Source organism: Chryseobacterium sp. JV558, from assembly GCF_033712365.1.
In the GTDB taxonomy this organism is placed as follows: Bacteria; Bacteroidota; Bacteroidia; order Flavobacteriales; family Weeksellaceae; genus Chryseobacterium.
Genome location: NZ_WJHU01000011.1, coordinates 23,751 through 38,006, shown reverse-complemented (window position 1 = coordinate 38,006; position 14,256 = coordinate 23,751). Strand labels below are relative to the sequence as shown.

General features: G+C 35.7%; 18 protein-coding genes. 14 read left to right on the top strand and 4 right to left on the bottom strand.

What is annotated here, in order from left to right; genetic code table 11:
- Nucleotides 1-52 precede the first annotated feature (52 nt).
- The 8 genes from GFU89_RS22230 (at nucleotide 53) to GFU89_RS22195 (ending at nucleotide 4,816) form a co-directional block, all read left to right on the top strand.
- Nucleotides 53-343, top strand: a complete 291-nt coding sequence (locus tag GFU89_RS22230; protein ID WP_318849206.1) for a hypothetical protein — start codon at nucleotides 53-55, stop codon at nucleotides 341-343.
- A 31-nt stretch (nucleotides 344-374) separates the two neighbouring features.
- Nucleotides 375-707 (top strand): hypothetical protein, encoded by a 333-nt coding sequence (locus GFU89_RS22225; protein WP_318849205.1) that lies wholly within the window; start codon nucleotides 375-377, stop codon nucleotides 705-707.
- Between the two features lie 13 nt (nucleotides 708-720).
- Nucleotides 721-1,206, top strand: coding sequence for a Coq4 family protein (locus tag GFU89_RS22220; RefSeq protein ID WP_318849204.1), 486 nt, complete (start codon nucleotides 721-723; stop codon nucleotides 1,204-1,206).
- A gap of 9 nt (nucleotides 1,207-1,215) precedes the next feature.
- Nucleotides 1,216-1,536: a hypothetical protein gene (locus GFU89_RS22215; RefSeq protein WP_318849203.1), complete on the top strand. Its 321-nt coding sequence runs from the start codon at nucleotides 1,216-1,218 to the stop codon at nucleotides 1,534-1,536.
- Between the two features lie 30 nt (nucleotides 1,537-1,566).
- Complete coding sequence (locus GFU89_RS22210; RefSeq protein ID WP_318849202.1) at nucleotides 1,567-2,937, top strand: DUF4173 domain-containing protein; 1,371 nt, start codon at nucleotides 1,567-1,569, stop codon at nucleotides 2,935-2,937.
- Between the two features lie 6 nt (nucleotides 2,938-2,943).
- Nucleotides 2,944-3,621, top strand: a complete 678-nt coding sequence (locus GFU89_RS22205; protein ID WP_318849201.1) for a DUF1361 domain-containing protein — start codon at nucleotides 2,944-2,946, stop codon at nucleotides 3,619-3,621.
- 83 nt (nucleotides 3,622-3,704) lie between these two features.
- Nucleotides 3,705-4,244: a hypothetical protein gene (locus GFU89_RS22200; RefSeq protein WP_318849200.1), complete on the top strand. Its 540-nt coding sequence runs from the start codon at nucleotides 3,705-3,707 to the stop codon at nucleotides 4,242-4,244.
- Between the two features lie 59 nt (nucleotides 4,245-4,303).
- The gene (locus GFU89_RS22195) at nucleotides 4,304-4,816 is read left to right on the top strand and encodes a hypothetical protein (protein WP_047383035.1); all 513 of its coding nucleotides are present in this window, start codon (nucleotides 4,304-4,306) and stop codon (nucleotides 4,814-4,816) included.
- 82 nt (nucleotides 4,817-4,898) lie between these two features.
- Here the strand turns inward: GFU89_RS22195 and GFU89_RS22190 are convergent, their stop codons facing one another.
- The 4 genes from GFU89_RS22190 to GFU89_RS22175 all read right to left on the bottom strand — a co-directional run bounded on the left by GFU89_RS22190 (nucleotide 4,899) and on the right by GFU89_RS22175 (nucleotide 8,331).
- Nucleotides 4,899-6,557: a S8 family peptidase gene (locus GFU89_RS22190; RefSeq protein ID WP_318849199.1), complete on the bottom strand. Its 1,659-nt coding sequence runs from the start codon at nucleotides 6,555-6,557 to the stop codon at nucleotides 4,899-4,901.
- Nucleotides 6,558-6,813: 256 nt separating this feature from the next.
- A complete protein-coding gene (locus GFU89_RS22185; RefSeq protein WP_318849198.1) occupies nucleotides 6,814-7,407 on the bottom strand; it encodes a hypothetical protein in 594 nt (197 codons plus the stop codon).
- 10 nt (nucleotides 7,408-7,417) lie between these two features.
- The gene (gene dtd, locus GFU89_RS22180; RefSeq protein ID WP_318849197.1) at nucleotides 7,418-7,867 is read right to left on the bottom strand and encodes a D-aminoacyl-tRNA deacylase; all 450 of its coding nucleotides are present in this window, start codon (nucleotides 7,865-7,867) and stop codon (nucleotides 7,418-7,420) included.
- A gap of 8 nt (nucleotides 7,868-7,875) precedes the next feature.
- Entirely contained in the window at nucleotides 7,876-8,331 is a 456-nt protein-coding gene (locus GFU89_RS22175) for a hypothetical protein (RefSeq protein ID WP_318849196.1), read from the bottom strand.
- Between the two features lie 109 nt (nucleotides 8,332-8,440).
- Between GFU89_RS22175 and greA the strand changes: the two genes are divergently transcribed.
- From greA to GFU89_RS22145, 6 genes are all read left to right on the top strand, one after another.
- Entirely contained in the window at nucleotides 8,441-8,911 is a 471-nt protein-coding gene (greA, locus tag GFU89_RS22170) for a transcription elongation factor GreA (protein WP_318849195.1), read from the top strand.
- Between the two features lie 55 nt (nucleotides 8,912-8,966).
- Complete coding sequence (locus GFU89_RS22165; protein ID WP_318849194.1) at nucleotides 8,967-9,356, top strand: HIT family protein; 390 nt, start codon at nucleotides 8,967-8,969, stop codon at nucleotides 9,354-9,356.
- 68 nt (nucleotides 9,357-9,424) lie between these two features.
- Nucleotides 9,425-10,612 (top strand): ATP-dependent Clp protease ATP-binding subunit ClpX, encoded by a 1,188-nt coding sequence (gene clpX, locus GFU89_RS22160; protein ID WP_318849193.1) that lies wholly within the window; start codon nucleotides 9,425-9,427, stop codon nucleotides 10,610-10,612.
- 74 nt (nucleotides 10,613-10,686) lie between these two features.
- A complete protein-coding gene (locus GFU89_RS22155) occupies nucleotides 10,687-12,660 on the top strand; it encodes a T9SS type A sorting domain-containing protein (RefSeq protein ID WP_318849192.1) in 1,974 nt (657 codons plus the stop codon).
- Between the two features lie 5 nt (nucleotides 12,661-12,665).
- Nucleotides 12,666-12,881, top strand: coding sequence for a signal peptidase (locus GFU89_RS22150; RefSeq protein ID WP_318849191.1), 216 nt, complete (start codon nucleotides 12,666-12,668; stop codon nucleotides 12,879-12,881).
- 61 nt (nucleotides 12,882-12,942) lie between these two features.
- The gene (locus tag GFU89_RS22145; RefSeq protein ID WP_318849190.1) at nucleotides 12,943-14,235 is read left to right on the top strand and encodes a TlpA disulfide reductase family protein; all 1,293 of its coding nucleotides are present in this window, start codon (nucleotides 12,943-12,945) and stop codon (nucleotides 14,233-14,235) included.
- Nucleotides 14,236-14,256: the final 21 nt, after the last annotated feature.

Below are 14,256 nucleotides of genomic sequence, written 5' to 3'. Positions count from 1 at the left end.
TGAAAATTGACTTTGAATTACAAAGTACTTTATAATTTAAAACTTAAATAAAATGATAACACAAAAACAAAAAACAGTCACAATTTATGCCCTTCCATTGGCTTTACTGTGCATTCCATTGCTGGGAAATTTAATTTCTAAAGAAGTAAACTGGTCAGCTTCCGATTTTCTGATAGCAGGAGCTTTACTCTTTACAACAGCTTTTTTGATCAATCTGGTTAGAAGCAATATCAAAAAGCAAAGTCAGAAAGTTTTGATCTGCATTTTCATATTGCTGGCTCTTGCACTGATCTGGATCGAACTTGCGGTAGGGATTTCCGGAAGTCCATTTGCTGGAAGCTAAAATTACGTTGCTTACTAACTAAATCTAAATAATGATGAAAGATTCAGAAATAATAAATCAAAGAATGGTAAAAGGCCAGGAAATTCTATACTTCGGAAAGTCTCTGTTTGCGGTGTGTTTGGTGTTGGGGAGCATCTGTCTTATTGGGTATTTGACAACAAGGATGGAAGAATTTGCCATAGGAGGATATATGCTGCTGATTTTTGGAGCATTTTTGAACTTACTGGCGATACTAGGGTTGTTGATCTATGGTTGCGTATACAGATCAAGATTGAATGAATGTCTGAAAGCTATTGGTATCCTTTTGATCAATATACCCATTGCCATTCTCTATACAGCTATAGGACTTAATAATCTACATTAAAATCAATACGATTATGAAAAAAATACGCGTTCAGTTTTTACTTTTTGTATACGATAAAACTCAAAAATTATACAGGAAATACTTTAAAAAGAAAAAAAGACAATGGCAGTTTAATGAGAAACAGCTGTTGGAGTTTCAGGAAGATTCCCTAGGAAGAAAACTAGGAGAGTTTTACAGGAAACATGGTTTTTCAATGATTCCCAAAATGGAAAACCACGATGTACACCATCTGATCACCGGTTGTGGAACCAACTTCGAAGATGAAATTGCCATGCAGTATCTTCTTTTAGGAAACGGTAAGCTCAATGCACATCTTTTGGCGGCAATCGTTTTAGGAACAATTATTCTGCCTGAATATGTGAAAATTTATATCAAAGCCTATAAAAAGGGTCAGAACATGAGAGCTTTCCATCATTGGGATTTTGAAGGACTGTTGAGCCAGAAGTATGAACATGTAATGGATTTTATTCAGCAGAAAGAAACTATTGTTCTTCATTAAAATATGGATATGATGGGAAAAATAAAATTCAGTCCGCTTGGGAAAAGGTCCTTCATCCTTTCGTTTCTGTTGGGAACGCTTCTGTTGGTTGCATTTTGGTTGATAAGAACAGAATTTTTTATTGAGCTTGGCTTTTATTATGTACTTGTAACCGCCGTGATCAATATGTTTATTCTTCTGCATGAGCTTATTATCTATCTTACTGACGTTTCAGACCAGAAGGCATCTGGCAATTCAGTTCTCCTTCTGCTTGTTAATATTCCGATAACCATCTTATACCTCTATATAATGACACAGTTCACCTGGATCGCTGAGGTTCTCAAAATTTAATTCCTTTAATCTTTTAAATATTCAAATCTCATGAAAACACATCACTATATATTTCTTACCACCATCCTGTTTGTCATTGTCTTCTACGATCAGGATATTGGCTTGAACCTTGGAATTCTGGGAATCATTTATGCAGTATTAACCCTGTTTAAAACTCCTGAGAAAAATAAAACCAAAACCCTGTATATTCTTTTTGCAACAAGCATTTTATCCAGTATGGCATTTGCATGGTATGGAGATTTTCCTTCCTTTATTGCGGTGGCAAGCTCACTGCTTTTGTTGGGTTATAAGTCGAAAAACAGGAGATTGAAAATTCTATTTTTGATTCCGGTTTTTATCATAAACTGCTGTACTTCATTCTGCCGTTTTTTCAGTTTTGATGAATGGCTGCCTAAAAAGAATGTTCCCGGATTATGGCAAAAGACATTAGCTTTTATTTTGATTCCGCTGGTGTTGGTTTCCGTTTTCTTTGGGATTTATTCTACTGGAAGTGACCATTTTGCCGCTCTTTTCACAGATTATGAATTGGATATTAATCTGTGGCAGGTATTCTGTCTCTTTGTATTAGGTTTTTTTATTGCTTTTAATTACTGGAACTACGCTGTGGAAAAACTCATCTACAAAAACAACCATGTGCTGGATAATGAGTTTCAAAAAGATTCCCGGATACCAAAGGCTACCTATTCTTTTCTTGATCTCAGTGCCGAAAGAATGAGTGGGGTTATTTCTTTTGTTTTGCTGAATATCTTGCTGATCTTCTTTATTATTACTTACAATTATGAACAGTTTTATGAAGCAGTAAAAACACCCATTCAGCTTTCCGAAGAAACCCATGAAAGAGTGAATGCTGTCATCATGTCTATTATAATGGCTATTCTGGTCATCATGTTTTACTTTAAATCAGGATTTAATTTTGATCCGAAAGCTGGATTACTGAAAATCTTAGCCAAAATCTGGATTTTCCTCAATGTTATCCTTGTCATATCAGCTGCTGTTAAAAATTATGAGTATATCGTGAATTATGCATTCACTTATAAAAGATTAGGGGTTTTTGCTTTCCTCATCTTATCAATAGTGGGTCTTGCTTTGACCTATCTTAAAATTCAGCAGAAGAAAAGAAATATATTCCTTGTCAATACAATGGTTTGGTATTTTTACGGAACCATTTTAGTATGCAGCTACTTCAATTGGGGCGGCTTTATTACCTCCCAGAACATGAAACGAAAAGATTTTGCGGTCAACTATCATTTAACTTCCATCAACTTCAGCGAAAAAGCCCTGTTGAAATATGCGGACGAAAAAAATGACCAAAAGCTTAAAAAAACAGTGCAGGCAAAAGTAAAAAAAGAAACCTCCAAAACATTCCTTTCAAAGATTATCTACTATCAAACCATTCAATAATAGGTCATGAAAAAGCTCATTGCATCTTCAAGGTTTAAAATCAATATGCTGCTGATATTGATGACTGTATTCTGTTTCAGCCTCTCTGCCTTCAGATACTATATTAGTGATACAAAAGTGTTTTTGTTTCTCAACTGGAACCTGTTTCTGGCTTGGATTCCTTTACTATTGAGTTCTCTTATTCTGGCTTTTAATATCAAAAGTAAAATCTCACTGATCTTCATTATTGTCGTCTGGATTTTGTTCTTCCCCAATTCACCCTATATTCTCACAGATCTCTTTCATCTGAAAGTGAGAAATTCTGTGCCCATATGGTATGACCTCATTGTCATTCTTTCCTATGCCTGGACTGGATTGATCTGTGGTTTTATAAGCCTTAATGATATTGAAAAAAGTCTTTCCGAATATGGTAAAAGAAACAGTATCAACGCAATAATTGTATTCTTTCTTTTCATGAGCAGTTTTGGAGTGTATCTGGGAAGATTTTTAAGATGGAACAGTTGGGATGTACTTAATAATCCTTTCGGTCTGTTCTCTGATATTGTAGTACGGTTTATCTATCCGCTGGAATATACCAAGACGTGGAGTGTCACTGTTTTGATGGGAATTATGCTCAATTTTATGTATTTCACATTTAAATGGGTTGAAACAAATAATGATAGAGAATTGAAGCTGGAAAAATAAATCATTATATTAGGATTGGAACAGTTTTAGCATTTAATAGAGCTCACCAGAATGATATTGGTACATTCTTAAACTTAATTATTATGAAAAAAAGCTTATTGTTGATTCCATTGATTATTATTTCATGTAAGAAAGATCCTGCTGTAACTAGCGTTCAGGATAAGGATTCTACCGTAGTTACAGAAATGCCGGATTCCGTTGTAAAAGCAGATTCTGCTGCATTGAGAAAAAGAGATTCAATCATTAACAATGCTCCGGCTACCAAAGAAGTTTTGCGTAAAGGCGTAATGAGAACTGAAAAAGAAGGACAGATTATAAGAACAGCCGATGCTACCCAGCTTCCTTTTACTTTGGGAGAAGAATTTAAAAAAGATGATCAGGAGTTGGTTTTAAAATTGACGCATTACGACCGCCCGAATATCAAAGCAAAAATTTCAACCAAGGAGAAAGATTTCAATATCCGTTTCAATCAGATCAAACTTCCCAACGGAGACTATGACGGGCCTTTCGGAAGAGAAATTACTTATGATACTCCCGGGAAAGGTGAAGTATGGCTGATTATCGGTAAAAGCAATATGGCTTCAGGAAATACCAAAGGAAGTTTTACCATAACGGTAGAATAAGATCAAATCAATTTGGTACAATTTCTGCAAACTAAACTCTAAGTTTAAAATTTAAAATTATGAAAAATATAGTTCTAACAGCAATGGCCGCTTCAGCTGTACTCGTAAGTTGCGGAACCGTACAGTCGCTGGTTCAGAATACATTTCCCTACACAACGAATGTTTTAGTGTCTACAGGTGTTCCTGCAGATAAAGAAGTTTCTTCCACTGCAACAGCTACCAATGTGCAGACATGGTTCGGAGGAAATAACAATGCAAAGATTAAAGACGTGAGAATTTCAGATGCTAAAATTTCTGTTGCATCCCCTTCAGGAGGAAATCTGAGTGCATTCAAAACCGTTAAAATATATGTGTCATCCAACGGAACAGGAGAAAGACTGATTGCATCACGCTCCAATATATCTACCAACTCTTCCAGCTTAAATCTGGACCTGAACGATACAGGATTTCTTGATGAAATTGTAAAAAGCTCAGGATTGACCGTAAGAACAGTCTATGAACTGAAGAATCAAACCTCTTCAGACATGAACATTAAAGTAGCCCTGAATTTCAGCAGCGTTCCTGCGAAATAACCGGATAAAAATTAATAATAAAAACCCTCTTCCAGTATTCTGAAAGAGGGTTTGATGTGAAGTAAAATGTATAAAAATCTTATTAAAGTTTTGTGAATTTTTCGACAACCCTTCTTTGGCCTTCATTGATGTTGATGATATATTGACCCATTGGCAGTTGTGAAATATCAATCTTTTCGTCAGACAAAACAGAACTTTTAATCACAGTACGTCCCTGAAGGTTGATGATTTCAAAATCCAGTTTTTTATTTTCATTGCTTTGAATGGCAATAGTACTGCTGGATGGATTAGGATAAATTTTAACCTCCAGCGGAGATAATGTTTTTACAGGGGTTGCAAATTTACTTTCCAATTGTACGATTGCATTTTTTACATTAGGAAGCGGGCCAATCTTCTGACCGGTTACCGTACCTCCCTGAGGAATTCCCGTAGAAATTAAAAGGTTTTTCATAGCCGCTGGTGTTAAATACTGGCCTGTAGTCTGTCGATAGAAAGACTGAATCAATATTGCTGCTGAAGATACTACAGGCGTTGCAGAACTTGTACCACTGAAATAATTATACGTTCTGTTGTTATCATTGTCATATTTAGCATACGATCCGTAACCTGCCGCCATAACGCTGCTTCCCCAGCCCTGAACATCCACTCTGTTTCCATAAGTACTGAAACTTAATTTTGAATGGGTAGTATTGGGAGATCCTGCTCCTACAATAATGGCACCGCTATTTCCTCTGGCAATATAAGTGGCATAAAACGGATCATCAAGATTCTGATTTCCGTTACCTGCCGCTGCAATGATTATAATTCCTGAATCAGTAGCTGCTTTCGTAAGATCCCAGATTACTTTATCATACTCCGCAGGACAATACTGGCCGTCTTTTCCGCCAGTCTGCATTTCATACAGAATAATGTCACCCGCCTGCGAAGCATTGATAGATCTGCTCACAGCAGAAGCTCTGTTGTATCCCACAGTGGTCCATTCCATATATCCTTTTATTTCAGAAGTACTATACGCGGCTCCTGTAAGACCGATATTATCTTTTATTGACCCTAAAATACTCACCACAGCAGTTCCGTGGTCACGGTAGTTATTATTGGCTAACCCTGCATTCGGAGTATATCCCGGTTCAAGCTGTATAGAGTTTTGGTTGGTAAGCATCTCATGAGTTTTATAAAAACCATATTCAACATCCCTTACACGAATATTCTGTCCGGTGATTCCTCTTGACCATGCATATTTTGCATTAATTCCCGGATTGTCATTCAGATAAGTCTGCAGACTTTCCAAATCAGGAGTTGCTACAAAAGCATTTACCAACGGAGGTTCAATAGGTGCAGCACTCATTACAGATACATATTCTATTTCAGGAAATCTTTCAAGACTGTGAATGATTTTCTGAGTGGCTTCCTCGTTTTGAAGAGGCAGATCAGCCTTATAAATTCTTTTCAGTTTTTCTACAGATTCTGAGGAGTTTCCGATTGCTTTACTGCTTCTGGCCATTTCATCAAGTTTACCGTCTGTAAAATCCAGATCGTACTTGAATGAAATGTTGTTTTCTCTTGAAAATCTCTCCAGATCAGTATTTCTGCTGAATGCCATTTTTTCAGAATTAATGCCTTTTGAAAAGCATACATAGATGATGGAATTTTGATCCTGATTCAGTTTGGGCTGGCTGTCCTGACCAAAAGACAGGGAAGAGCAGAACGCAAACAATGCGAAAAGGTTGATTTTTGTTTTCATACGATTTTGTTAAATGGTTGTAAATCAAAACTGATTTACACCAAAAATAATAATAAAATAAAAACAAATCACATTTTTGTGAATTTATTTTTTTGTTTTTTTATTCCTTCCTTATGTATAAAGACTTTCATCAATTTTTGCAATAAACCTTACAGGTTTCAAAAGACTGTGAGGTTTGGAAAATATGCTTTGTATGATTACAAAAAACCATCCAGGATCACTGAATGGTTTTGTTGAGGTATATAGGTTTTAATTTTTAAAAATCATCATACCAGTTTAATTTGTTCTGGTGGTAGATTACTTTCTGCTTATTCATGATCCGATATTCAATACCAATGCTGTCGTTATTGATACTCATAAGTTTCGCATCCTGAATAGGCTGCGTTTTTTCATATAATGTTTCCGGAGAAGGCTCTGTTACCTTATCAGTAATATCTGAATAAGGAATTCTTGAGATTTGTTTTTCGAAGATTCCTTCTTTCTTGTAAATCGTAATAAGCGGTCTGTAAAGTGCTCCCGGACGACCTCTTTCTATTCTGTAAGTATCATCCAGCTGAATTCTTTGCTCACAGCCAATAGTTGAAAAATAATAAATAATTCCAAAAAATGGGATCATCAAGGGTAAAATACTAAGAATGATTCCTGATATCAAAAGACCAAAGTATATTTTAATCACTTTTTTCTTCCAAAACCTGATGATGATAAAGATGGTCATCAACAGCCAGAGCCAGTTAATTATCTTATCAATATAATATCCGGCAAAACTATAGTTGTTCAGGCTTAGTACTATTCCGAAAAGGAAAATCAAAGTCACTGCCAGATAGGCAATGACTATATTTTTGCTATTCATCTTCTGTAATTTAGCCCTTAGTAACCGAGTCCATTACAATAGTGACAGGTCCGTCATTGATCAGGGATACTTTCATATCCGCTCCGAAGATTCCGCTTTCTGTCTTTAACCCGGATTTAGCTATTTCTTCTTTAAAATAATCGAAAAGAGGGATTGCTTTATCAGGTTTTGCTGCTTTTATGAAAGACGGTCGGTTGCCTTTTTTGTAATCAGCAATCAATGTAAATTGGCTGATGCAAAGGATTTCTCCTGAAATATCCTTTACAGAAAGATTAAGCTTACCTTCTTCATCTCCAAAGATTCTTAGGTTTAAAACCTTCTGTACAAGCCAGTCTGCATCTGTTTTTTCATCATTTTCATCCACACCTGCCAGCAGCATTAATCCCTTTCCGATTTCACCAACAATTTTTCCGTCTACTTTCACACTGGCTTCAGAGACTCTTTGTATAACGATCTTCATTTTATATTCTAATAGTAAACATTTAAAGTTTTGCTTGGCGCATCATAATTGTAAGGATAAGTTTTGGGCGGCAGAGAAGTTTTAGCTCCAGACTCTGGCTGTCCCGTACTTAAGATCCATCTTGTGTTGTCCTGCGGGCAAATAATAGCAATATTGTCCTTTACCTCCAGGGTTGTATTATTATCAGGGCATATATGAGGAGCATTTCTGTCATATACCTTGAATCCGCTTGCCGTTCGGACGATGATCAGTCCTCTTGTTCCGGACTGCTGCTCATTCACATAAATCCAGCCGTTAATATTGTTCAAAGCATAGTAGGCAGGCAGGTTTAGATTAAGAGATACATTAATAGGGTTATTGGGGAAACAGCTCACGGTATCTTCTCTGCTTCCACAAGAGTTTATAGTTAAGTTACTGAAAATCAATAAACTGAAAATGGGTATGATTGAAAAAGTTTTTTTCATTTCAATTTAAATTTTTATATATTTGTAAAAATTAAACGATTACAACACGAAAACATTGTCCGGCAAATGTCGGATTATTTTTTTATACTAAAACTAAATTTCGAAAATTATGGCAAGCTATGTAACTAAAGAGGGCCTAGAGAAAATGAAAGCTGAGCTGGAACAGTTGGAAACTGTGGAGAGACCAAAAATTACTCAGCAGATCGCAGAAGCAAGAGACAAAGGAGATTTGTCAGAAAATGCAGAATACGATGCGGCTAAAGAGGCTCAGGGAATGCTTGAAATGAGAATTTCAAAGCTGAAAGATGTTGTCTCTACTTCTAAAATTATAGACGAAAGCCAATTAGATACTTCAAAAGTTTCCATCTTGACAACAGTGAAACTTAAAAATAATGCTACCAAGCAAGAGCAGGTATTTACATTGGTACCGGATAACGAAAGCGACTTGAAGACGGGGAAGATCTCTGTGAACACTCCTATAGCAAAAGGTTTGTTAGGAAAAGTTATTGGCGAAACTGCTGAAATTACTTTACCGAACGGAAACAAACTGTCTTTTGAAGTATTAGACATTTCTTTATAGTCTGATACAGTTTCTATTTCTAAACTTCTAATATCTAACCCCAACTTCTGATAAAATGAGCACTATATTCACAAAGATCATCAATGGTGAGATTCCCTCTTATAAGATTGCAGAAAATGAAGACTTTATTGCTTTCTTAGACGCAATGCCTTTGGTGAAAGGACATACTTTAGTAGTTCCGAAAAAAGAAGTGGATTTGATTTTTGATCTTGAAAGTGAAGAATACAAAAACCTTTGGGGATTCACCCAAGAGGTAGCCAAGAAGATCAAAACTGCAATTCCATGTGTAAGAGTAGGAGTAGCGGTGGTAGGACTTGAAGTTCCTCATGCACACATCCATCTGATTCCTTTAAACAAGGTGGAAGACATGAACTTCAGAAATGAAAGATTAAAATTAACAAACGAAGAATATACAGAGATTCAAAACTCAATTATTAATTCTTAAAAAACAGAAAATCGTAAAAAAGTAATTTTTTACGATTTTCTTTAACATATACATATATATTATATCATATGAACTCAAACCAATGTTCTTTCTGTGGCAGAAAAAGAAATGAAGTGCAGATGCTGATTTCTGGCCAGAATGGTTTTATTTGTGAAAATTGTATAGAGCAGGCGCACGCTATTGTAAAAGATGGTGCACCCCAAACAGGATATTCACCTGCCGACAGTATGGCCGAACTTAAAAAGCCAAAAGAGATCAAAGAATTTCTTGATCAGTATGTGATTGGTCAGGATCAGGCAAAAAAACAGCTTTCTGTTGCTGTGTATAATCATTACAAGAGATTACTCCACGCTAAAGACGAAAACAGAGAAGTGGAACTTGAAAAATCAAATATCATTATGATAGGAGAGACAGGAACAGGTAAAACTCTTTTGGCAAAAACGATTGCCAGAGAATTGAACGTTCCTTTCTGTATCGTAGATGCTACTATTTTAACAGAAGCAGGGTATGTAGGAGAAGATGTAGAAAGCATCCTGTCCAGACTTCTGATGGTTGCAGATTATGATGTGGAAAAAGCTGAAAAAGGAATTGTTTTTATTGATGAGATTGATAAGATTGCAAGAAAATCAGATAATCCAAGCATTACAAGAGACGTTTCCGGAGAAGGAGTACAACAGGGATTACTGAAACTGCTGGAAGGAAGTATCGTGAATGTTCCGCCACAAGGAGGTAGAAAACATCCGGATCAGAAATATATCCAGGTCAATACTCAGAACATCTTGTTTATTGCCGGTGGTGCTTTTGACGGAATCAAAGAGATTATCGAAAGAAGAATGAACAAGCAGGCGATAGGTTTTAGTTCTGAGAAAATCAATAAAACAGACGAAGACGAATATATATTAACAAATATTAATGCAATTGATCTTCGTACTTTCGGATTAATTCCTGAACTTTTAGGAAGATTTCCAATCATCACTTACCTCGATAAACTCACGAAAGAGACCCTGGTAAGAATTATGAAAGAACCCAAAAATTCAATTGTGAATCAATTTGTGGAACTTTTCAAAATGGATGGTACAAATTTGGTAATAACAGATGGTGCAATTGAAAGAATCGTAGAGGAAACTATTGAAAAAGGATTAGGTGCAAGAGGGTTGAGAGGTACTACCGAAAAAGTTCTAGAAGACTATATGTTTTCAATAGGAGAGGACAAAGAGATCATCTTGACGGAGGATAATGTTTTGATTAATAGATAAAATATTTTTTTTTTAAGAAAAATAATAATACCTTTGCGGGTGAAGATTGTATTAACACACAAATAATTTATACAATGAGAAAAAGTTTATTTGCTATAGGTCTTTTAGCAATTAGTTACTCTGTTCAGGCGCAGATACTATGTCATGTTGACACTAATGCTAATATGTATGTGAGCGAAGGCACCCTAGTTTATAGTGGTGGCGGTGTACAGACAAAAGGTAATGGTCTTTTGGACGTACATGGAAATATTATGGTTGTAGGATCTGCTACAGATGGTTTTAAGACAATTGATGCTGGCGGTGCTGATAAAACTGACGGTGGAAATATCATCTTAAGACTTAATACTCCTGCTTCTTTTGCTACTTCCACGTATGGTCAGCTGTACATTGATGGATTATCCCAATCCAACATTTCTGGTATTGTAACTAAAGAATACAGAGTTACAAACCAAGGTACTGGTAATTATTTCCAACAAGTTGCTTTGCCTTTCTCTGGTAAAGCTTATAATTCATTATCTACTGAAGTTGGTAAAACTTTCAATACCGGAAGGTATGATAACCCAATTCTAAAGTGGGATAATGCTAATGCTGTTTCTATTACCACATTGAATCTAGCTCCTACCTCGACTACTTGGGATGCTTCAGGTTATTATATGCTAAAAGTTAAAAATAACGACTGGAATCCAAGTGCTCCTGCATCAGGTAACGTATTCAATATTAACGGGAAACCCTATGCTCCATATGCGGGTGCTGTATCATTACAGAACGCAGGGAAATCTAATGTGGGTGCCTCTAATGTTGTATTTGGAACGAATGGTAATGCTCTGAACCAATACAACGAGAAGTACAATACTTATCTTGATGATAGTTTTGAGTTTACGACAAACCCATGGTCTGGTTCATTCGGTCAAAATTTCTACCAATTCGGAAACCCTTTCCTTACCAATTTAGATTTAGCTAACATTGGATATACTGAAAGTGTTACAGGATCTGACGGAAATGCAGTGAAAAATATCTGGGGAATTGAATATGATCCAGGTACCATTGTTACTCTTCCAAGTGGTTCTACTTATGCTACAGCTGCTAAGGTAGTTACTTTCTTACCAACTGGTGACGGAGTAGCTCCAGCTATTGGTGACGTAGACTTACTTGTAATCAAACCTATGCAGTCATTTAAAATAAAGTTAAGAGACAATACAGCTCAGACTTTAAATTTTAATACACTGAGAAGATTTAAATCAACTGCAAGAACAGCAGGTATCAACTATGATGTAACAGCAGCTAAAATGTCTACTGGTAAGACAACCAATACTGTAAAACAGCTTGGTGTAATCGGTCTGGATGCTAATGGAAAAGAACTTTCCAGAACATACTACGTTGTTTCTCCAGGATTAACAACAGGACACCAGATTTCTGCAGCAACTTCAGTTCAGTCTTCAGCTGGTAAAAATATCATCGGTACTTTTGAAGAATCATTGAATGGTGGGTATGACAATAATAATACTAACTATTGGTTATATATTAACGAAGCTAATGAGAATAACTTCCAAGGTAAAAATGTTAAGTTAGTTAACTATTACCTGGATCAGGTGAAATCTTATAAATTCGAGATCAGAGAAAATGCAGCACTAATCCCGGCTGGTGCACACCAGTTATCTTCAGGAATTGGGTTCTATTATAAAGCCGAAAACGGAAATGTAATAGAAGCTAAACAAGGAGATGTTGTTGCGGTAACAAATGAGGAAGCTAATTTGTATTATGGAGAACCAAGTAATATTACTTTAGCAGTAGAAAATAAACCTACTGCATCAAGAACACTTGTAGTGTATGATCCATCTATTACAAATTACATTGTAAGATTTGATCCAAAATGGAAAAAAGCAGATATTCAAGTTTATGATATGAGTGGTAAACTAGTAATCTCTAAAAAAGCGGTTGATGCATCCAGAGATTTTGTAATCGAGCTTGATGGCTCAGTTAAAAATTCATACGTTGTAAAAATCGTTTCTGACAAGGGAGAAACTGTTAACACTAAAATCTTAAAATAAACCACATGAAAACTATTAATAAACTAGTATTAGCTCTTTTTCTTTTTGCTATAACTTTAGCAAATGCAGCCCCACCACAACCAGCTCCAACAGGAAGCGGAAATGGAGGGAATGGTACCGGAGCACCTGCACCCATTGATATGTATGTATATGTACTTGGTATTGTAGCAATTGGATTTATTGTTTACTTTACAAAAAAGTATAAGAGCGTAAAAGCATAAAATTTTATTAAAATAATATTAAACTCTCTGATTAGTCAGAGAGTTTTTTTATTTTTACCTTATGAAAAAGATTTATACGCTATCTGCGGTTTTGGCCGCATTTGCTCTGCAGGCTCAGTTTACAGTTACCATTCAGACTCCGGCAGATTTTAAAGATCAGGACGCTATTCTATATACACTTAACGGTTCGAAAGATATTATTGTTACTAAAGAACAAAGTAAGAATAGTACATGGACTTTTAAATACCCGAGCCACTATATGGGAATGATGAAAGTCTATTTCCCGGGTTCTAATAATACCGTAAGCTTTATTTCTGAAAATAAAAACGTCAACTTTAAACTGGATATCCAAAATAATAAAGTTAAAGATGTTATCTATCTGGATGAAGCGAACAATCTGATGAGTAAGCAGCAGGAAGGTTCTCAAAAGAAAGAACTTATTTTGCCGGCTTTGGCACAGATCAAAGAATATTATAAAGACAACACAGACTTTGGAAAAGCTCTGAAAACAGAGATTGACAGACTTTCCGGTACTTCCAGTTCTATAGATGCGGCTCAACATCCTTTTATTACCTATTATAACACTAATTATAGTAAGTTTATTTCAACTTCACAGGATTCATCCAAAAAAGTAGATCAGGAGGAAATAATCAACTTTCTGGACAAATCAAGTGATATGCTTGAAAGCTCGTCATTATTAAGACCTGTATTAGTATCTTATCTGAACTCCGGAGGAAATACCAATGTCACTGCTTCTGTTGATAAACTGTTAGACCGATTAAAAGTGGAAACTCCAAGAGGACAGACTGTTTTATCAGAATTGATTGATATTTTTGATGTATATGAGATGAGTGAGTACAAGAGCAAATATTTGTCGCTTGCCAAAAATCTTAAGTGTACCATTAATGACAGACTTGCTTCTACACTGAAATCGAACGCGAATATTGAAATGGGAGCTGCTTTCCCTAACTATAAGTTTCAGTCACCTGTAAATACTACTGCCAAGTCATTATACGATATAAAGGCTGATAAGAAAGTTATTGTGTTCTGGTCATCCACATGTTCGCACTGTGAAAGTGAACTTCCGAAACTTTTGGAAAAATATAATGATCTGAAATCAAAGAATATTCAGGTTGTAGGATTCTCTTTAGATGTGGATAAAAATTCTTATACTAAAAAGATAGCTGCATTTCCTTGGGTGAATGACTCAGAATTGAGAGGCTGGAACAGCAGTTATACGGATATGTACAATATTCATGCAACACCAACGTATTTTATTTTAGATGCTAACAATAAGATTATCAACAAACCAGATCATGTTGGAGATGTTTTAGAATATTTTAAGCTAAAATAATTTTGGAGGTAAAGAAATATT

Excerpts from the sequence above, each read along its gene's own strand:
- GFU89_RS22230 (WP_318849206.1), top strand. The coding sequence starts at position 53 with ATGATAACACAAAAACAAAAAACAGTCACAATTTATGCCCTTCCATTG.
- GFU89_RS22225 (WP_318849205.1), top strand. The coding sequence starts at position 375 with ATGATGAAAGATTCAGAAATAATAAATCAAAGAATGGTAAAAGGCCAG.
- GFU89_RS22220 (WP_318849204.1), top strand. The coding sequence starts at position 721 with ATGAAAAAAATACGCGTTCAGTTTTTACTTTTTGTATACGATAAAACT.
- GFU89_RS22215 (WP_318849203.1), top strand. The coding sequence starts at position 1,216 with ATGATGGGAAAAATAAAATTCAGTCCGCTTGGGAAAAGGTCCTTCATC.
- GFU89_RS22210 (WP_318849202.1), top strand. The coding sequence starts at position 1,567 with ATGAAAACACATCACTATATATTTCTTACCACCATCCTGTTTGTCATT.
- GFU89_RS22205 (WP_318849201.1), top strand. The coding sequence starts at position 2,944 with ATGAAAAAGCTCATTGCATCTTCAAGGTTTAAAATCAATATGCTGCTG.
- GFU89_RS22200 (WP_318849200.1), top strand. The coding sequence starts at position 3,705 with ATGAAAAAAAGCTTATTGTTGATTCCATTGATTATTATTTCATGTAAG.
- GFU89_RS22195 (WP_047383035.1), top strand. The coding sequence starts at position 4,304 with ATGAAAAATATAGTTCTAACAGCAATGGCCGCTTCAGCTGTACTCGTA.
- GFU89_RS22190 (WP_318849199.1), bottom strand. The coding sequence starts at position 6,557 with ATGAAAACAAAAATCAACCTTTTCGCATTGTTTGCGTTCTGCTCTTCC.
- GFU89_RS22185 (WP_318849198.1), bottom strand. The coding sequence starts at position 7,407 with ATGAATAGCAAAAATATAGTCATTGCCTATCTGGCAGTGACTTTGATT.
- dtd (WP_318849197.1), bottom strand. The coding sequence starts at position 7,867 with ATGAAGATCGTTATACAAAGAGTCTCTGAAGCCAGTGTGAAAGTAGAC.
- GFU89_RS22175 (WP_318849196.1), bottom strand. The coding sequence starts at position 8,331 with ATGAAAAAAACTTTTTCAATCATACCCATTTTCAGTTTATTGATTTTC.
- greA (WP_318849195.1), top strand. The coding sequence starts at position 8,441 with ATGGCAAGCTATGTAACTAAAGAGGGCCTAGAGAAAATGAAAGCTGAG.
- GFU89_RS22165 (WP_318849194.1), top strand. The coding sequence starts at position 8,967 with ATGAGCACTATATTCACAAAGATCATCAATGGTGAGATTCCCTCTTAT.
- clpX (WP_318849193.1), top strand. The coding sequence starts at position 9,425 with ATGAACTCAAACCAATGTTCTTTCTGTGGCAGAAAAAGAAATGAAGTG.
- GFU89_RS22155 (WP_318849192.1), top strand. The coding sequence starts at position 10,687 with ATGAGAAAAAGTTTATTTGCTATAGGTCTTTTAGCAATTAGTTACTCT.
- GFU89_RS22150 (WP_318849191.1), top strand. The coding sequence starts at position 12,666 with ATGAAAACTATTAATAAACTAGTATTAGCTCTTTTTCTTTTTGCTATA.
- GFU89_RS22145 (WP_318849190.1), top strand. The coding sequence starts at position 12,943 with ATGAAAAAGATTTATACGCTATCTGCGGTTTTGGCCGCATTTGCTCTG.